Below are 18,414 nucleotides of genomic sequence, written 5' to 3'. Positions count from 1 at the left end.
CGGAAACGACAGGGCCGCCCGGAAACGGAAGCGGTCCGCGCACCCAAAAGCGACAGGGGCACCCGGAAACGACGAACGCACCCGATAATCCGGGTGCGCTCGTCGCTTTCGGGCCCGCTGGGCGCGTTCAGGCACGTCGGTCGCTTTGCGGTGCGTCCGCACTGCTAGGGGACGCCGGGCTCCGCCGGAGCGGCCGCGTCCTCCGCCGGCCCGCCGTCCTCCGCCGCCGGCCAGGACAGGGCCGGACCGACGACGTCGATCTGCTGGGTCAGGGCGATCCCCGACCCATCACGGCGGCCGTGCTCGGTCGGCAGCGCCCGCGCAACACCCGTGGAGGAGGCCGCCTTCGCCGGTCCGTGCCCGGCCCACGCCAGCGCCAGGCCGTCCTCCCCGCTGAGGAAGCGGTGGGCCCGCACCCCGCCGGTGGCCCGGCCCTTGGCTGGGTACTCGGCGAAGTCGGTCACCTTGACCGAGCCGGGGGAAGTGCCGGGGAGGGCGCCGCTGGAGGTCGCCACGGTGACGACGACGGCGGCCGGGTCCCCTGCGGCGACCACGCTGAAGGACAGCACCGAGTCACCCGCGGCGAGCTTGATGCCGCTCATCCCTCCGGCGGTCCTGCCCTGCGGGCGCACCGCGGAGCCCGCGAAGCGCAGCAGCTGGGCCTGCCGGGTGATGAAGACAAGGGAGTCGTCGTCGCCGGCGGGGGCTACGCCCACCACCGAGTCCTTCGGCTTCAGGGCGATGATCTCCCAGTCGTCCCGGTTCAGCGGGTACTCCGGGGTCACCCGCTTCACGACACCCTGCGCCGTGCCAAGGGCCAGCACGGTGTTCAGCGGCGCCAGTCCGACGAGGGTCTCCCCGCGCTCCAGGGTGATGAACTCCTTCGCGGGCACGCCGCCGGTAAGGTTGGGCACGCCGGCGCTGGGGGGAAGGGCAGGCATGTCCATGACCTGCAGGCGGATCATGCGTCCGCTGGAGGTCACCGCCGCGATCTCGGCCCGCGCCGTGGTGGGCACGATGGAGCGGAAGGCATCGTGCTTGATCCGCTGGCCGTCCGCCAGCGGCTCCCGGTCGGCGGTCCGGGCGATCTGGCCGGAGGCGGACAGCACCGCCCAGCACGGGTCATCGGAAATCTCCAGCGGCAGCACCGCCTTGGCACCCTTGCCTGCGGTGTCCGGCAGGACCGAGCCCTTCAGGGGGGCGGCCGCCTCCGACTCCAGCAGCACGGTGCGGCGGGGCGTGGCGAACTTCTCCGAGATCGCGCCGAGCTCGTCCGAGACGAGGGTGCGCAGCACCTCCTCGGAGCCCAGGATCCGCTCGAGCTCCTCGATGTCGCGGCGCAGCTGGTCCTGTTCCTTCTCGAGTTCGATGCGGGAGTACTTGGTGAGCTGGCGCAGCCGCAGCTCGAGGATGTGGTTCGCCTGGACCTCCGAGAGGTCGTAGATCGACATCAGGCGCTCGCGGGCGGCGGCGGCCTCGTCGGAGGACCGGATGATCTGGATGACCTCGTCGATGTCGACGATGGCGATCAGCAGGCCCTCCACCAGGTGCAGGCGGTCCTTCTTCCGGGCCAGCCGGTAGGCGGTGCGCCGGCGGACGACGAGGATCCGGTGGTCGACGTACACGGAGAGCAGTTCGAGCAGCCCCAGGGTGCGGGGCTGGCCGTCGACGAGGGCCACATTGTTGATCCCGAACGAATCCTCCATCGGGGTGTGCCGGTAGAGCTGGGCCAGGACGGCGTTGGGGTTGAAGCCGTTCTTCAGCTCGATCACGAGGCGCAGCCCGTGCATCCGGTCGGTCAGGTCGACGATGTCGGAGATGCCCTGGAGCTTCTTGGACGTCACGGCGTCCTTGATCCGCTCGATGACCTTTTCCGGGCCCACGGTGTAGGGGAGTTCGGTGACCACGAGGCCGGTGCGGCGGGCCGAGAGCTGTTCGATCTCCACCTTCGCCCGGGTCTTGAACGACCCGCGCCCGGTGGCGTACGCGTCGCGGACCCCCGAGAGGCCCACGATCTTGCCGCCGCTGGGCAGGTCGGGCCCGGGGATGAAGCGCATGAGGTCCTCGAGCCCGGCGTCGGGGTGGGCGATGAGGTGGCGGGCGGCGGCGATGACCTCGCCCAGGTTGTGCGGGGCCATGTTGGTGGCCATGCCGACGGCGATGCCGCTGGCGCCGTTGACGAGCAGGTTCGGGAACGCCGCGGGAAGGACCTCCGGCTGCATCAGCTGGTTGTCGTAGTTCGGCACGAAGTCGACGACGTCCTCGTCGAGGTGGTCCGTCAGGCTCAGTGCCGGTGCGGCCAGCCGGGCCTCGGTGTACCGGGGGGCGGCGGGGCCGTCGTCGAGGGAGCCGAAGTTGCCGTGGCCGTCGATCAGGGGAAGGCGCAGCGAGAAGTCCTGGGCCATCCGGACCATCGCGTCGTAGATCGCGGCGTCGCCGTGCGGGTGGAGCTTGCCCATGACCTCGCCGACGACGCGCGCGGACTTCACGTGGCCGCGGTCCGGGCGCAGGCCCATGTCGGTCATCATGTACAGGATGCGCCGCTGCACCGGCTTCAGCCCGTCGCGGGCGTCGGGGAGCGCGCGCGAGTAGATCACCGAATAGGCGTACTCGAGGAACGAGTCCTGCATCTCGGACTCGACGTCGATGTCGATGATGTTCTCGGTGAAGTCGTCGGGCGGAGCTGTTTTTTGGCGCCTGGCCATAGCGGTGGGGGTTCCTCAACTTGGATCTGGGGGCGGTTCGGACGCGGGCCCGGACACGCTGCTGACGCGCGCGGACGTTGCCCACTACGCTGAGTCTATGGTGGCCGACGGACATTACCCCGAATATTGGGAGGCCGATGTCGTGCTGCGCGACGGCGGGACCGGGCACCTGAGGCCCATCGCGCCCTCGGATGCGGACGCCGTCGCGGCCTTCCACGGGCGCCAGTCGCAGAACTCGATCTACCTGAGGTTCTTCACCTACAAGGCCACGCTCAGCGCCAAGGAGCTCAAGCGCTTCACGGAGGTCGATCACCACGACCGGGTGGCCTTCGTCATCACCCGCGGCGCCGACATCATCGGGATCGGCCGCTACGACCGGATGGACGACCCCACGGAGGCGGAGGTCGCCTTCAACGTCTCGGACTCCTACCAGGGCCGCGGCGTGGGCTCGATCCTGCTCGAACACCTCGCCGCCGCCGCCCGGGAGAACGGCATCCGGCGCTTCTCCGCCGAGGTCCTTCCGGAGAACCGCAAGATGATCACCGTCTTCGCGGAGGCTGGCTACGAGGTCGAGCGCCACTTCGACGACGGCGTCGTCATGCTCCGCTTCGACATCGACGCCACCCGGAAGTCGCGGGCGGTCATGGAGGCCCGGGAGCACCGGGCCGAGGCGCGCAGCGTGGCGGGGCTGATGACCCCCTCCTCGGTCGCCGTGATCGGCGCGAGCCGCCGCTGGGGCTCCATCGGCTACGCCCTGCTCGAGCACATCACCGAGGGCGGCTTCACCGGCACCGTGTACGCGGTGAACCCGGAGGCCTTCGAACTGGGCGGCAGGATCTCCTACGCCTCGGTGCGTGAGGTCCCCGGCCCGGTCGAACTCGCCGTCATCGCCGTGCCGTACGGGACGGTGGATGCGGTGGTCGACGAGTGCGCCGCCGCCGGAGTGCGCGGCCTGCTGGTGGCCACCTCGGGCTACGCCGAGGACGGCGCGGAGGGCCTCGCCCGGCAGCGCGCCCTGGTGGCGCGGGCGCGGGCGCAGGGCATGCGGGTGGTGGGCCCGGCCTCGCTGGGCATCGTCAACACCGACCCGGCGGTCCGCCTGAACGCCTCGATGGCGCCGGACCTGCCGCGGCGGGGGAGCCTTGCCCTGTTCAGCCAGTCCGCCGGGCTCGGGGTCCTGCTGTACTCGGCCGCCGCCCGCCGCGGGCTCGGGGTGTCCTCGGTCATCTCCGCCGGAAACCGGGCCGACGTCTCAGGCAACGACGCCATGCAGTACTGGGAGGACGACGCCGACACGTCGGCGGTGGCGCTCTACCTCGAGACGATCGGCAATCCGCGCAAGTTCTCCCGCATCGCCCGGCGCCTGGCGAAGACCAAGCCGGTGATCGTCGCCAAGTCGCCCGGAACGGGCCTGCAGCTGCCGCCGGGGCACGCCGTGCGCACCAGCCAGGCCCCGCCGGCCGCCCTCGACGCGATGCTGCGCCAGTCCGGGGTCATCCGGGTGGAGACCACCGAGCAGCTCATGGACGTGGCCTCGATCGTCGCATCCCAGCCGCTGCCGGCCGGGCCCGGCGTCGCCGTCTTCTCCAACTCCGCCGCCCTGGGGAAGGTGCTCGCCGACGCCGTGGCCGCCCAGGGGATGACGGTGGCCGCCGTCGTGGCCGACCTCGACCTCGACGCGGGCCAGTCGGTCGCCCTGCCGGCCCTCGAGGCCGCGGTGGCCGGGGCCCTCGCGCGGGAGGACGTGCATGCGGCGATCGTCACCACCCTCCCGGCCCAGGGCCTGCCCGCCGAAACCCTCGCCAACACGCTGCAGGCGTGCGGGGAGGCCGCCGGCAAGCCCGTGGTGGCCTCCTTCACGGGCGTGCTCGACCCGCGCCGGCAGCTCGACGGCCTGGTGGAGGCCGCCCCGGCGCCGGGTGGGGCTCCCGCGGCGGACGGGGCCAGGCCGGGGGCCGGACTGCAGCGCGCGCTGCCGGCCTTCGCGAGCCCCGGAGCGGCGGTGGCGGCCCTGGGCGCCGTCGTCGCCTACACCCGCTGGCGCGCACGGGACCACGGGGAGTTCACGGACATCCCCGGCACGGACGACGACGCGGCCGCCGCGCAGCTCGAGGAGATCCTCGGCCGGGTCAGCGGCGTCGGCCTGACGCGCCTGAGCGCCGAGGAGACCGCCGCCATCCTGGGCCACTACGGGATCGGCGTGCTGCCCTCGGCCGGGTTCGACTCCGCCGACGACGCGGTGAAGGCCGCCGACCGGCTCGGCTGGCCGGTGGCGCTGAAGACCACCGAGGAACACCTGCGGCACCGGCTGGACCTCGGCGGGGTGCGCCTCGACATCGCGGACGCTAAGGCGCTGCGGGCCAATATCCTCTCAATGGAGAAGGCCCTCGCACCGTTCGGCAGCTTCGGCATGGAGGTGCAGCCGATGGCGCCGGCCGGGCAGGCCTGCGTCCTGCGGGCCATCGAGGACCCCCTCCTGGGCCCGGTGCTGTCCTTCGGCCTCGCCGGCGACGCCGTCAACCTGCTCGACGACTGGGGCCACAGCGTTCCACCCCTGACCAGCGTCGATGTCGCCGACCTGGTGCGTGCGCCGCGGGCCTCGCGGAAGCTGTTCGGCTATCAGGGCCTGCCGCCGGCCGACATCGCCGCCGTCGAGGACCTCGTGGCGCGGGTGGCCCTCCTGAAGGACCGCCACCCCGAGATCGCCCTGCTTGAATTCAACCCCGTCCTGGTGGCCACCTCGGGCCTGGCGATCCTCAGCGCGACGATCGATGTCGGCAACCCGCGGCAGCGCACGGACAGCGCCCGCCGGGCCATGCGCGACTGACCCGCCCCGTCCGCGCCTCCCCGAGGCGGTTAGGCAGAGCGGACGCGGGTAGGGGAAACTGGGAGCATGACCCTTTCGCTCTCCCCGCAGCGTCGTGACCTCGATTCCTCCCTTGAGCGCGCAGGATTCTATCCACGGCTGGTCGCCGATGTGGTCCACGATGCGCTCGACGGCCGCGAGCCGCTCTCCCACGTTGTGCACCTGGAGACCCACTTCGAGCGCACCGAGGTGCACCGCCACATCACCGTCCTGGTCCTCACCGAGGACATGCTGGTCATCACCCACGTCGACGACCAGCAGCTTGACGACGCCGGCGAGCAGGTCACCGCCCAGATCTCCACCGAGTCCGTTCCCGTCAGTCAGATCCGCTCCGTGGTCCTGAGCTACCTCTACGCCCAGCCCCAGGACTACAAGCCCTCCGACCCCGCACGCGAGATGACCCTGGCCATCGCCTGGTCCGGCGGGCAGCGCCTCGACATGGGCCCGGCCTCCTGCGGCGATCCGCAGTGCGACGCCGACCACGGCTACACCGGCACCATCGCCCAGGAGGACATCGTGCTGCGCGTCAGCGCCGAGGCCGATGGCGTGCAGGCGGTCCAGAACGCCAAGTCCTTCGCGCGCGCCCTGCGCAAGGTGAACACGGCCAGCCCCGTCGGAGGCGGCGCCGTCCTGACCTCCGACCGGCCCGGACGCCGCCAGCCCGGCTTCGCCGGACGGTTCACCCGGGCCCCCCACGGGCGGTAGCGGGCCGTGACGGACCTTTCCACCCATCTCGAGCCCCTCCCGGCGCCCCCCGCCTACGGCACCGGCACCGTCGGGGAGGTCCTGACGAGTGCCGCCGCGGCCCTTGGACTCGACGGATTCGGCAACGCCCTCGGCCTCCCCGCGGCACGGCGCGTCTGCGTGGTGATGGTCGACGGGCTGGGTCTGTCCCTGCTGAAGCAGCGCGGCGGCCACGCCCCGTTCCTGCGCACCCACCTCGACAGGGCCCGCACCCTGGGGTCGGCGTTCCCCTCCACCACGGCGGCGTCCCTGGCCAGCCTGGGAACCGGCCTGCCACCGGGGAGGCACGGCATGGTCGGGTACGACGTGCTCGACCCGGCGCAGGGCAAGGTGGTGAACATGCTCGGCAACTGGGACGGCGGCGTCGACCCGCTCGCCTGGCAGCCCCATCCCACGGTGTTCGAACGGGCGGCCCGCGAACTCCCGGTGGTCACCGTCAGCCAGCCCCGCTTCGCCGACTCGCCCATGACGCGCGCGGCGCTGCGCGGGGGAAGTTTCGCCGGGGCGGGCACGCTGCAGGCACGGGTCCGCACCGCCTCCGAGCAGCTCTCCGGAGCCGAGGCGATGCTCATGTACTTCTACCTCAACGACCTGGACAAGGCCGGCCACCGCCACGGCAGCGCCTCCACCGACTGGACGGACCGGCTGGAGGACCTCGACTCGGCGATGAAATCCCTGGCCCGCAGGGTGCCGGCGGACACGCTGCTGTTGCTGACCGCCGACCACGGGATGGTCGACGTCGCCGAGGGCCAGCGCTTCGACTACTCGGCGCAGCCGGCCCTGGTGGACGGCGTGGCGCACACCGCCGGCGAGCCGCGGATGGTCCACCTGTACTTCGAGCCGGGGCTCGACGCCGCCGGCGGAGAGCGGCTGCGGGCGGCCTGGCAGGAGGCCTTCGGGCGGCAGGCCTGGATCCTGACCCGCCGGGAGGCGGTGGAGGCGGGCCTGTTCGGCGCCGCCGTCGACCCCTCGGTGCTGCCGCGGATCGGTGACCTGCTGGTGGCCGCCCGCGGTCCGATCGCCCTCTTCGACACCCGGCGGACCCCAGCCTCCGCCCTCGAGGTCATCGGCCAGCACGGGTCGATGACGCGGGCCGAGCGCGAGGTGCCGCTGCTGACGCTGCGCCGGCCGGAAACCGCACGAAAGGGTCCCGCCGGGCGCGGGACGAAGACCACCCCCGAAAGGCCGAACCATGGCTGAACTTCTGTTTTTCTGCGGAACGATGGACTCCGGCAAGTCGACCCTTGCCCTGCAGATGGAGCACAACCACCGCGCCCGCGGCCGGAAGGGCGTGCTGTTCAGCTGCCATGACCGGGCCGGTGAGTCGATGATCTCGAGCCGCCTGGGGCTTCGGACCCGCGCGGTCGAGGTGCACCCCGAAACGGATTTCTGGAGCGAGGTGACCGGCCGGCTGACGCAGGGGGCGCGGGTGGACTACCTCATCTGCGACGAAGCGCAGTTCTACACCGCCGGGCAGATCGACCAGCTGGCGCGCATCGCCGACGACATGGACATCGACGTCTTCGCCTTTGGCATCACCTCCGATTTCCGCACCCGGCTGTTCCCGGGCTCCCAGCGCCTCGTGGAGCTGGCGGACCGCATCCAGGTGCTGCAGGTCGAGGCCCTGTGCTGGTGCGGCAGGCGCGCCACCCACAACGCCCGCATCGTCAACGGCGTGATGGCGGTCGAGGGGGACCAGATGGTCGTCGGGGATGTCGAAGCGCCGGCGGACCCCGGCGACGCCGGGACACCTCCCCGGTCCGAGCCGGTCACCGAGTATGAGACCCTGTGCCGCAGGCACCACATGCGCCGGCAGACGTCGCGGGCCTCGAACGCGCTGGTCGGCAACGAGCTGCCGCTGCCCTTCGAACCGGCCCCGGAGTCGGAACCGGCACGGCTCTAGCCGGCCGCGCCGGGCCCCGCGTTCCGGCCGCGCCGCCGTCCGGGCACCGCGGATGCCCTCCGGGACACCGGGCGGATTCAGGCGCCGGTATGGGCAGGCAGCGCCGCGGGGAAGACTGTGGGGAGGCTCGGGCGGGCTGCGCCCGCGGGTCAGTCGCCCTTGGTGCCGAAGACGATCTGGTCCCAGCTTGGGACGCTGGAGCGCTTGGGCTTGATCCGCCGGTCCGCCGGTTCCTCCGCCTTGGCCGGAGCCTCGCCGCCGGCGTCCCTGCCGCGGTCGCCGGACTGCCCGCGGTGCTGCTCGGAGCCTGTCTCCCGGGCCCCTGCGCCGTCGCCGGACTCCCGGCCGCGTGCGGCGGCATCGGGGGCGCTGCGCTCGTTGTCGGAACGGACCGGCACCGCGAAGATGCTGATCTCACGGGTCTCGGTGCTCACGCCGTGGTAGAGCCGGGGCGAGCCGTCGGCGTGATGGGTGGCCGAATGGTCCTCGCCGTCCTCGGCCAGCGGGGGAGCCAGGCTCAGCCCCGGTGGGAGCGAGCCCTCCTCAGGCTCGAAGCCGTCGCGGGGGTGGGCCGCGGGGATGCTGCCCTTGGCCAGCAGCTCGGCGAGGGAGTCATCGCTCTCCTCGTCGGCGCCGAGCCGCTGTCCGCGACGCGAGCGCAGCACATCGAGCAGGCCGTCGGAGTCGTCGTTCGATTCGGCCGGGGGCTCCTCGGCCTTTTCGGCCTCGAAGTCGAACACCCGGTCCGCGACGGCGCTGAGCCGGCGGTTGGGGAGCGGACCGTCAAGCGGTTCGAGTTCGCTGAGCAGCTGCGCCCACCGGTTCGCGTTCACGACGGTCTTGCGGGAGGGGTTGAAGGTCCACTGTGCGGGAGGTTCCTCACCGACGTTCACCGCCGAACTCTCCGGGAGGGTGAACCGGGCGACGACGTTCCAGGCGCCGTCGGTGCGCCGCCAGGAATCCCATTCGATGTTCGCGGCGTCGACTCCGTACGCCTCGAGCCGGAACGCGACCATCTCCCCGAGCTGGGCCGCATTCTCGCCGAAGGCGGAGCGGTAGCCGTCGTGGGAGGGCAGCGGCGCGGCCACCTCGACGCGCTGGGCCAGGTAGGCCATGTAGTCGCGCTCGGCGCGTACCGGGCCCTCGTAGCGCAGGACGTGGGCGAGGTCGAGTCCGGATTCCTCGGCGATTCCCTGCGCCGTGGCGCCGCTGCGGATCCTCGCCTGGATGTCCCGCGGGGTCAGGTGGATCGAGGGGCCGGTCCGGCCGGGCGGGGTGGGCGGAGCGGCAGGCGCGACCCGCGTCGACTGCCGGGAGGCGGCCGCTCTCAGGGCTTCGTCGATCGGCAGACGAAACGTCGCTCCTCCGTCGCCGCTTAACAGCAGATGATCGCCATCCACACCAACCAGGCGCAGCTCCTGCATTAAATCCTCCAGCCGACAGTAATTACTAGTCGAAACTCTGCCATTGAATGACCCTCATTCCTACTACACCCTCGGGTGTGGCGCGTTCTTTGGGGCAGGGCCGCGGACCGGGTGCGCAGGACGCGGAGCACCCGGAGCCCGCCGCGGCTGCGGGCACCGGCGCCCCGGCGGGCCACCCGGGCCGACACGGCCGGGCCGCCGAAGCGGCTGCCGGCCCGCCCCGATGAGGCAGAATGCACTTGGAAATATCCCGCATGCCGGGCCCGGTACCACCGGCGGGTCCAGCTGCTGCCCTACGACCGGAGCGTGAAGAAACGACTATGGCGACCGACTACGACGCGTCGAGCACCACCGATGAAGAGACCGCCGCCGGGCCCCTCGCGGAACTTCGGACCAAGACCGCCGCCGTGCAGTCCCCGGTGGTCGACGAGGACGAGACCGAGGCGGCGGATTCCTTCGAGCTTCCCGGCGCCGACCTTTCGGCCGAGGAGCTGACCGTGCAGATCCTGCCGGCGCAGGCCGACGAATTCACCTGTTCCTCGTGCTTCCTGGTCCGCCACCGCTCCCAGGTCGCGCGCGAGAAGGACGGCCTGCGGTTCTGCACCGACTGCGAAGGCTGAGCCGGTTCAGCTCTCGAGGGCCGCGGCGAGCTGCGTGGGCCTGCGGGTCGAGGTGAGCCAGTACGGGGTGCGGTCCTCAGGATCGGTGATCTCGATCCGCACCACGGGGGAGATCCATCCCCGGATGCACAGGTAGGCAAGGCCGTTCAGGGCGGGCCCGCGCTGGTCGGTGGCCTCCGCACCGGTGTGGATGGACACGGCGCCCAGGTAGCGGCGCTCGATCGTCGCCCTTCCCACGGTCAGGGTGGAGGGCGTCACCACGATCCGGGGGGTGGAGAGGATGAGCAGGGTTGCCAGGACCACCGCGACCACCCCTGCCGCCGCGAATCCGACGGTCACATCGATGGGGGCAAAGGTCACGATCGACGCCCCGGCGGCGCCCACCACCAGCAGCCAGATCCACGGTGAGGGCCACAGCCGCTCGGAATAGATGACAGTGTCCTGCACGGACCCTTCTGCGGCTTTCGACATGCTCTAACACTTACACCTTTTGCCGAAGGGTTTCATCCCGGCGCCTCGGCCGCGGCTCCCGTCGGAGGCGCTAAAGTGGTGTGCTGGGGCAGCAGTGGAGGCGGAGGAGCAACACCCGGGGCGGCCCGCCCCTGCCCACCGCGGAGCCCGCCCGCGGGACCGCACCCGAGACCACCGCCATCACCAGGCAGTACCAGTTCAGAATTACCGAACGTCCCACCGCTGCCGGCCCCGCCGGCACCGGTGCACACCAGAGGTTGGAGAAGCCCGTGCCAGAACCGCAGCAGGACCTGCAGGTGCAGATCGTGATGCTCGACGACGCCCTCGAACCGCCCGCCTATGCCCGGCCGGGCGACGCCGGCGCGGACCTGCGCTGCCGCATCGATGTCTCGCTCGCACCGGGGGAGCGCCGGCTGGTGCCCACCGGCGTGGCGATCGCCCTGCCGGCCGGGTTCGCAGGCTTTGTCCACCCCCGCTCCGGCCTGGCGGCCAAGCACGGGTTGTCGGTCGTCAACGCCCCCGGCACCATCGACGCCGGCTACCGCGGCGAGATCCAGGTCATCCTGCTGAACACGGACCGTTCCGAGACGGTGCACCTGGCCCGCGGGGACCGGGTGGCGCAGCTGGTGATCCAGCGGGTCGAGCAGGCATCCTTCGTCCAGGTTTCGGCGCTTCCGGATTCGGTGCGGGGTGCCGGCGGCTTCGGCTCGACCGGCGGCTTCGCGCCGGTTCCCGAGGCGCACAATCCCGCCACCGGCGGCTGAGCCGCCCACCATGCAGACCGGCCGCGTATCCGGCCGGAACCGAACACCACGTCGATCGATCGAGGAGAGGAACCCACAAATGGTTTTTGGGCGCCTGAAGAAGAAGAAGCAGGACGACGGCCGGGCGGAGCCCTCGGGCGCCGAGGCCGCCGGGGAGTCCGGCGGGCCCGAGGCCGGGGAGGCGGCGCCCGCCGAGGCGACGGCCGAGGCACAGCGCCGTGAACTCGGACCCTTCGACTCGGCCGAGAAGGATTCGACCGAGGGATACATCGACCTCGGAGCGCTGAAGATCGGTGCGGCCGAAGGTCTCCAGCTGCGCCTCGAGGTCGAGGAACGCACCAAGCGCGTCATCGCCGTGACCCTCGACCTCGGTGGGTCGACCCTGCAGCTCCAGGCCTTCGCCGCGCCCCGCTCTGAGGGCGTCTGGGATGAGATCCGGCAGCAGATCGGCCTTTCGGTGGGATCCCAGGGCGGCACGGTGCAGGAACGCGAGGGCACCTTCGGCACCGAGCTGATCGCCCAGCTGCCCGCCCCGCTGCCCGACGGTACGGCCGGCGTCCGCGTGGCCCGCTTCGTGGGCGTGGACGGACCGCGCTGGTTCCTGCGCGGCGTCTTCGGCGGACCGGCGGCCCTCAATGGAGAGGCGGCGGCGCCGGTGGAGCGCCTGTTCCGCAATGTCGTCGTGGTGCGCGGGGACCACCCGCTTCCCCCGCGCGAGCTGCTGCCGCTGCGCCTGCCCAAGGACGCCTCGCCCACCCCCAACCCCGCCGCGCCGGGCCGGCCCGGGCTCACCGCGCCGCAGCGCGGCCCCGAGATCACCGAGATTGGCTGACACCGGCCGGCCCGGGTTCCCGGGCCGCGGGCCGTCCGGCGGGCGGCGCGGCCGGCTGCACGGCCGCGGGCTGATCGACTCCGTCACCTACCAGCCGAAAAACGCGGCGCCCCGGTTTGCCGCCATCGTCCGGGTCGACGCCGGGCCCCTGCCCGGGACTCGGGTCCGCCTCGTGTGGATGGGCCAGCGCGAAGTGCGCGGCATCGAGGCTGGCGTCGAACTGGCCTTCGAGGGCATGGCGAGCCAGGTCGAAGGCATGCTGACCGTTTACAACCCGCGCTATGAAATCATCGGACGGCCGGAGGAGCCCTGAATGAACCCGAACCCCAAGCAGGACCAGCACGGCGACGCCCAGGACCGGCCGCGGCCGGAGGACCTGGCGTCCCAGTACGCGGCGCGGGCGGGGGTCAGGCGCACGGCACACGGCGGTATCGACGTCCTCTCCTCCGTGGGCGGGGTGCAGGGACTCTCCGAGAGCATCGTGCCGGGGCTCGTCTTCACCGTGCTGTTCACGATCACCCGCGACCTGATGGTGTCCCTGATTGCCGCCCTCGCCGCCGCCGCGGCCTTCTCGGTGGTCCGGCTCGTCTCCCGCCGGCCGCTCACCCAGGCGCTCTCGGGACTCATCGGGGTGGCGTTCTGCGCCATCGTCGCCCTGCGGACCGGCAACGCCGAAGACTTCTTCCTGCCCGGCTTCTACATCAACGCCGCGTACATCGCCGCCATGGCCCTCTCCATCGCCGTGCGCTGGCCGATCGCGGGCGTCCTGTTCGGCTTCATCCGGTCCGAGGGCACCGAATGGCGGAAGGACCCCCTGCGCGTGCGGGCCTACTCGCTGGCGACGTGGATCATCATCTCAGTGCTCGCCCTGCGCCTGGCCGTGCAGCTGCCGCTGTACCTGATGGGCAATGTCGCGGCGCTGGGGACGCTGCGCGTCGCGATGGGGCTGCCGCTGTACGCCCTGGGGCTGTGGCTGGCCTGGCTGGTGTCCCGGCCCGCGGCGCCCCAGGACGATCAGGCCGAGGCCTGATCCGCCTCCGGCCGGCTGCGCGCCGTGAGGGCGCTGCGCAGTTCGTTCTCGACCGCGACCGAGGCGAGGAAGAACAGTTCATCGCCTTCCTCCACCGTGTCGTCGGGGCTGGGGGTGATCGGCGCGTCGTCGCGCAGGATCGCCACCACCACGCAGTCCATCGGGAGCACCACCGAGCTCAGGGGCTGCCCGATCAGCGGTGAGCCCTGCGGAACGGTGAACTCCAGGATGGAGGACACCCCGGTCTGCAGCGTGAGCAGGCGCACGAGGTCGCCGATCTCCACCGCCTCCTCCACGAGGGCGGTCATCAGCCGCGGGGTGTTCACCGCCACGTCGACGCCCCACGAGTCGTCGAACATCCAGTCATTCTTCGGATTGTTCACCCGGCCCACGGTGCGGCCCACACCGAACTCACTCTTGGCCAGCAGCGACACCACGAGGTTGACCTTGTCGTCGCCCGTGGCGGAAACGACGACGTCGGCCTCGTCCAGCCGGGCATCCTTGAGCGTCGTGAGCTCGCAGGCGTCACCGATGAGCCATTTGGCGCCCTTGAGCCCGCTGCGTCCGATCACCTCGGGCTTCTCATCGATCAGGAGGATCTCATGGTTGTTCGACAGCAGTTCGCGGGCGATCGAGGACCCGACGCTTCCTGCCCCGGCAATGACAACTCTCATTCGGCATTCTCCTTGGGGGGACTTGCGAGGATCCGCCCTATCTCGTCCGTGGCGGTGGTCTCCATCATGGCGTGCACGATGTCGCCCTGCTGGTAGCTTGTCTCGTCCGTGGGGAGCATGCCCTCACCGAACCGGGTCAGGTAGGCGATGCGCACTCCGCTGACGGCCTCGATGTCCTTGAGCGGACGGCCGAGCCAGGCGTCGTTCAGGGACAGTTCGCCGAGGATCAGCCGCCCGGAGGTCTCCCGGAAGTCCCCGTCGATGCTCTGTTCGGGCAGGATCCGCCGCAGCACCTGATCGGCGCTCCAGCGCACGGCGGCCACCGTGGGGATGCCCAGGCGCTGGTAGATCTCGGCGCGCCCCGGATCGTAGATCCTCGCCACCACGTGGCGGACGTGGAAGGTCTCCCGGGCCACCCGGGTGGCCAGGATGTTCGAGTTGTCCCCGCTGGAGACCGCCGCGAAGGCATAGGCGTTTTCGATGTCGGCGTGCTTGAGGGTGTCCCGGTCGAATCCGACCCCGGTGACCTTCCGGCCGCCGAAGGAGGACCGCAGGCGGCGGAACGCACGGTCGTCCTGGTCGATGATGGCCACGCTGTGGCCGGACTCGTCGAGGGTGTGGGCCAGGCTGACGCCCACCCTGCCGCATCCCATGATCACAAAATGAGCCATCGAGGGCACCCCTGTCTCCTGCTGCGCCCGGGTGGTTTCCGGGCTGGTTACCGGCTCGCTCCGGTCGTTGTCCGGTTCTCGTCCGGAGGCGCTCGGCGGCCGGTGCTTAGGCGGCGGCCGAAGGAGCCGCGGACCGCAGCACCCGCTGCCGTAGGTCTCCAGCCTAATGGCTTCCGGGGGGCGCAAACGCGCTAGTCTGGGGGCCGTGCTGACTTTTCTCGGGGCCGCCAAGCGGGTGCTGGTGGGCAAGCCTTTCCGCAGTGACATGCGCAGGCGCCAGACCCTGCCCCTGCGGTGGGCCCTGCCCGCCTTCTCAGCGAACGCGCTGTCCTCGGTGGCCTACGCGCCCGACGAGATCATCCTGACGCTTGCCCTCGCCGGCGTGGCCGCGGTGGTGCTCGCCCCCTGGGTGGGCCTTGCCGTGATCGCCGTCCTGCTCGTGGTCATCGCCTCCTACCGCCAGGCCCTGCGCGCCTACCCGACCGGTGGAGGAGACTACGAGATCGCCCGCCGGAACTTCGGTGGGCAGGCCGGCGCCGTCGTCGCCTCGGCGCTGATGGTCGACTACGTGCTGACCGTCGCCGTGTCCGTCTCGGCGGCCGCCCAGTACGCGGTCGAGCTTGCCCCGGCCGCCGCGCCGATGCGCACCGGGATCGCCATCGCCGCGGTGGCCGGACTCGTGCTGCTGAACCTCCGCGGGGTCACGCGCGGGCCCCGCCTCACCGGCATCCCCACCTACCTGTTCACCGCGCTGGTCCTCGGCATGTGCGCCGTGGGCGTGATCCAGAGCGCCTCCGGAACCCTCCGCGAGGCCCCGAGCGCGGGCTTCGACATCGTGCCCGACGCCGCGTTCGACGCCGGGCTGGTGGGGCTGGGCGGCGCCCTGCTGATCCTGCGCGCGTTCTCCGCCGGCGCGGCGGCCCTGACCGGCATCGAGGCCCCGGCCGCCAATGTGCCAAGCTTCGAGGCGCCCCGGGCACGCAATGCGGCCACCACCCTGGTGGTCCTGGCGGCCGTGGCGTCGCTGATGATGGCCGGGGTGATCTACCTGGCCAACGCCGCGAAGGTCCACGTGGTGCTCGACCCCGCCAACCAGCTGCTCATCGACGGCCGGCCGGCCGGGGAGGACTACGTCCAAAGCCCGGTGCTCAGCCAGCTGGCCGCGGTGGTCTTCAACGATGCGACGCTTCCGTTCTTCCTGGTCGTGGCCGCCACGGTCCTCGTGCTCCTCCTGGCCGGCCACGCCGCGTTCAACGGCTTCCCCCTCCTCGCCTCGCGGCTCGCCGGCGACGGGTACCTGCCGCGCCAGCTCAGGACCCGCGGGGACCGGCTGACCTTCAGCAACGGCATCCTCGCCCTCGGTCTGGGGGCGGCCGCCCTGATCATGCTCTTCCGCGCCGACGTCACCCAGCTGGTGCAGCTCTACATCGTCGGGGTGTTCGTCTCCTTCACCGCCAGCCAGCTCGGGCTGATCCGGCACTGGTCGCGCGACCTGCGCAGCACCGTGGACCGGCAGGAGCGGTGGCGGATGCGCAAGTCCCGCGCGATCAACACCGCCGGATTCCTGCTGACCGCCGCCGTCCTCGCCGTGATCCTCGTCACCAAGTTCGAATTCGGCGCGTGGATCGCCGTGCTCGCCATGGCGGTGCTGTTCGCGGTCATGCGCAGCATCAAGAGCCACTACGACGGCGTCGCGTCCGAGCTGGCGATCGACGACGCCGACAACCTGCGCGCCCTGCCGGCGCGGGTCCACGCTGTCCTGCTGGTCTCGCACGTGCGCAAGCCGGTGCTCCGCGCGCTGGCCTTTGCCCGCGCCTCCCGGCCCTCGAGGCTTGAGGCCGTCATCGTGGATGTGGACCCGGAGCAGACCCGGCGTACGCTGGAGGACTGGGAACGCCTTGAGCTGCCCGCCCCGATCACCGTCCTCGCCGCCCCGTACCGGGACACCATCACCCCGATCCTCGACTACATCTCCAGCATCCGCAGGGACTCCCCGCGCGACCTGGTCGTGGTGTACATCCCGGAGTATGTGGTGGGCAGGTGGTGGGAGCAGCTCGTGCACAACCAGACAGCCCTGCGGATCAAGGCCCGCCTCCACTTCGTCCCCGGCGTCATGGTGGCCAGCGTCCCGTGGCAGCTGGCATCCGCCCGGACCGACCAGGAATCGAAGATCTGAAGTGAACGAAATGACCATGGAAACCCGGACGGTCGACCTGACCATCGACCGCCCCGCCCACGGCGGGCACACCGTGGCCCGGCACGAGGGGCGGGTCGTGTTCGTGCGCCACGCCCTGCAGGGGGAGAGGGTCCGGGTCCGGCTCACCGAGCAGGACCCTGACGCCAGTTTCTGGCGCGGCGACACCGTGGAGGTCCTCGAGGCCTCACCCCACCGCGTCGCCCACCCATGGCCGCAGGCGGACGCGCTCGCGGCCGCCGCGCACGGCACCGCGCCGGTTGGCGGCGCGGAATTCGGCCACATCCGGCTCGAGGAACAGCGCCGCGTCAAGGCGCAGATCTTCGCCGAGCAGCTCACCCGGATCGCCCGCACCGAGCGGGAGGTGGAGGTTGAGGCCGCCCCCGGGGAAGCCCCCGACGGGCTCGGCTGGCGCACCCGCGTGGCCTTCGCCGTGACGCAGAACGGGCGCCTCGCGATGCACGTGCACCGCTCGGACACGCTCGTCCCGGTCTCGGCCATGCCGCTGGCGGTCGACGCCGTGACCGCCCTGCAGTTGTGGAGCCTTGACTTCAGCGGCATGCAGCGCGTCGACGTCGCCGTCGGCTCCGGCGGCGGGGACCCCCTCGTGCTGCTGGTCCCGTCACCGGGCACGCCGGCCCGCCGGGCCGGGGCCATCGCGGCGCAGGTCTCCGGGGCCTCCGTGGCGGTCCTGGACCCCGACACGGGCGCCCTGCACCGGATCAAGGGCCGGACCTGGCTGCAGGAGCAGGTGGGCCCGCACCCCTACCGGGTCACCGGTGCGGGGTTCTGGCAGATCCACCGCTCGGGGCCCGGCGTGCTGACCGGTGCGGTGCTGGAGGGGCTGCAGGTCGCCGAGGGCGAGCACGTCGCGGACCTCTACGCCGGCGCCGGGCTGTTCACCGTGCCGCTCGCCGCCGCCGTGGGCGCCACCGGCTCGGTGCTCTCGGTCGAAGGCTCGGCCGGCACGAGCCGGGACGCCCGCCGGAACCTCCACGGCCAGGACCAGGTGAACATCGTGCAGGGCCGCGTGGACAGGGTGCTGCACGGCCACGACCGCCGGCTCGACGTGGTCCTCCTCGACCCGCCGCGGGCCGGTGCCGGGAAGAAGGTCGTGGGCCAGATCATTGACGCCGCCCCCCGGCGGGTCGGCTACGTCTCCTGCGACCCGGCCTCCTTCGCCCGCGACCTCGGCCTCTTCCAGGCCCGGGGCTGGACCCTCGATGCGCTGCGGGTCTTCGACCTGTACCCGAACACGCACCACATGGAATCCTTCGCGCTGCTTTCCCCGCCGGCGGGTGCGTCCTGAGGAGCCGCGGCTAGACTCTGAGGCATCGGTTCCGGGCGCGGACCCCGCCCCGGACTCCATCGGTGGAAGGACTCGGCCATGGGCACTGCCAACAGCTTTGGCTCGAGGGGCGTCCTGGAGGTTTCCGGGACCTCGTATGAGATTTTCCGGTTGGGGGCGGTTCAGGGGTCTGAGCGGCTGCCGTTCAGCCTGAAGGTGTTGTTGGAG

The 18,414-nt window shown here is 71.7% G+C and carries 16 protein-coding genes; 11 read left to right on the top strand and 5 right to left on the bottom strand.

Annotation, left to right across the window (positions count from 1 at the left end; genetic code table 11):
• Positions 1 to 164: 164 nt before the first annotated feature.
• Entirely contained in the window at positions 165 to 2,705 is a 2,541-nt protein-coding gene (locus tag ACX80W_RS11545; RefSeq protein ID WP_459283383.1) for a DNA gyrase/topoisomerase IV subunit A, read from the bottom strand.
• A 97-nt stretch (positions 2,706 to 2,802) separates the two neighbouring features.
• Between ACX80W_RS11545 and ACX80W_RS11540 the strand changes: the two genes are divergently transcribed.
• The 4 genes from ACX80W_RS11540 to ACX80W_RS11525 all read left to right on the top strand — a co-directional run bounded on the left by ACX80W_RS11540 (position 2,803) and on the right by ACX80W_RS11525 (position 8,218).
• Entirely contained in the window at positions 2,803 to 5,532 is a 2,730-nt protein-coding gene (locus ACX80W_RS11540) for a bifunctional acetate--CoA ligase family protein/GNAT family N-acetyltransferase (RefSeq protein ID WP_459283380.1), read from the top strand.
• Positions 5,533 to 5,598: 66 nt separating this feature from the next.
• Positions 5,599 to 6,276: a DUF5998 family protein gene (locus ACX80W_RS11535; protein WP_459283378.1), complete on the top strand. Its 678-nt coding sequence runs from the start codon at positions 5,599 to 5,601 to the stop codon at positions 6,274 to 6,276.
• A 6-nt stretch (positions 6,277 to 6,282) separates the two neighbouring features.
• Positions 6,283 to 7,515 carry an alkaline phosphatase family protein gene (locus ACX80W_RS11530; protein ID WP_459283376.1) on the top strand — a complete coding sequence of 411 codons (1,233 nt, stop codon included), beginning with the start codon at positions 6,283 to 6,285 and terminating at the stop codon, positions 7,513 to 7,515.
• The gene (locus ACX80W_RS11525; RefSeq protein WP_459283374.1) at positions 7,508 to 8,218 is read left to right on the top strand and encodes a thymidine kinase; all 711 of its coding nucleotides are present in this window, start codon (positions 7,508 to 7,510) and stop codon (positions 8,216 to 8,218) included. Before ACX80W_RS11530 ends, ACX80W_RS11525 begins: the two co-directional genes overlap by 8 nt.
• A gap of 149 nt (positions 8,219 to 8,367) precedes the next feature.
• On the opposite strand, the gene sepH is transcribed toward ACX80W_RS11525, so the two are convergent.
• A complete protein-coding gene (sepH, locus tag ACX80W_RS11520) occupies positions 8,368 to 9,642 on the bottom strand; it encodes a septation protein SepH (protein ID WP_459283372.1) in 1,275 nt (424 codons plus the stop codon).
• 320 nt (positions 9,643 to 9,962) lie between these two features.
• Between sepH and ACX80W_RS11515 the strand changes: the two genes are divergently transcribed.
• On the top strand, positions 9,963 to 10,262 hold the full coding sequence (locus ACX80W_RS11515; protein WP_459283370.1) for a DUF4193 domain-containing protein: 300 nt from the start codon (positions 9,963 to 9,965) through the stop codon (positions 10,260 to 10,262).
• A 6-nt stretch (positions 10,263 to 10,268) separates the two neighbouring features.
• Here the strand turns inward: ACX80W_RS11515 and ACX80W_RS11510 are convergent, their stop codons facing one another.
• Positions 10,269 to 10,733 carry a DUF3093 domain-containing protein gene (locus ACX80W_RS11510; RefSeq protein ID WP_459283369.1) on the bottom strand — a complete coding sequence of 155 codons (465 nt, stop codon included), beginning with the start codon at positions 10,731 to 10,733 and terminating at the stop codon, positions 10,269 to 10,271.
• Between the two features lie 269 nt (positions 10,734 to 11,002).
• On the opposite strand from ACX80W_RS11510, the gene dut reads away from it, so the two are divergent.
• The 4 genes from dut to ACX80W_RS11490 all read left to right on the top strand — a co-directional run bounded on the left by dut (position 11,003) and on the right by ACX80W_RS11490 (position 13,359).
• A complete protein-coding gene (gene dut / locus ACX80W_RS11505; RefSeq protein WP_459283367.1) occupies positions 11,003 to 11,497 on the top strand; it encodes a dUTP diphosphatase in 495 nt (164 codons plus the stop codon).
• A 79-nt stretch (positions 11,498 to 11,576) separates the two neighbouring features.
• Positions 11,577 to 12,329, top strand: a complete 753-nt coding sequence (locus ACX80W_RS11500) for a DUF3710 domain-containing protein (RefSeq protein WP_459283366.1) — start codon at positions 11,577 to 11,579, stop codon at positions 12,327 to 12,329.
• On the top strand, positions 12,322 to 12,642 hold the full coding sequence (locus tag ACX80W_RS11495) for a hypothetical protein (RefSeq protein ID WP_459283364.1): 321 nt from the start codon (positions 12,322 to 12,324) through the stop codon (positions 12,640 to 12,642). The genes ACX80W_RS11500 and ACX80W_RS11495 overlap by 8 nt, the downstream gene beginning before the upstream one ends.
• Complete coding sequence (locus ACX80W_RS11490; RefSeq protein WP_459283362.1) at positions 12,643 to 13,359, top strand: DUF3159 domain-containing protein; 717 nt, start codon at positions 12,643 to 12,645, stop codon at positions 13,357 to 13,359.
• Here ACX80W_RS11490 and ACX80W_RS11485 read toward each other — a convergent pair.
• Complete coding sequence (locus ACX80W_RS11485; RefSeq protein WP_459283360.1) at positions 13,344 to 14,033, bottom strand: potassium channel family protein; 690 nt, start codon at positions 14,031 to 14,033, stop codon at positions 13,344 to 13,346. The genes ACX80W_RS11490 and ACX80W_RS11485 overlap by 16 nt on opposite strands.
• A complete protein-coding gene (locus ACX80W_RS11480) occupies positions 14,030 to 14,704 on the bottom strand; it encodes a potassium channel family protein (protein ID WP_459283358.1) in 675 nt (224 codons plus the stop codon). Before ACX80W_RS11480 ends, ACX80W_RS11485 begins: the two co-directional genes overlap by 4 nt.
• 205 nt (positions 14,705 to 14,909) lie before the next feature.
• Between ACX80W_RS11480 and ACX80W_RS11475 the strand changes: the two genes are divergently transcribed.
• Positions 14,910 to 16,880 (top strand): APC family permease, encoded by a 1,971-nt coding sequence (locus tag ACX80W_RS11475; protein WP_459283356.1) that lies wholly within the window; start codon positions 14,910 to 14,912, stop codon positions 16,878 to 16,880.
• 10 nt (positions 16,881 to 16,890) lie between these two features.
• Positions 16,891 to 18,207: a class I SAM-dependent RNA methyltransferase gene (locus ACX80W_RS11470; RefSeq protein ID WP_459283504.1), complete on the top strand. Its 1,317-nt coding sequence runs from the start codon at positions 16,891 to 16,893 to the stop codon at positions 18,205 to 18,207.
• Positions 18,208 to 18,414: the final 207 nt, after the last annotated feature.

This window comes from Arthrobacter melezitosi, from assembly GCF_054511055.1.
This window is presented reverse-complemented; position numbering and strand designations above follow the sequence as displayed.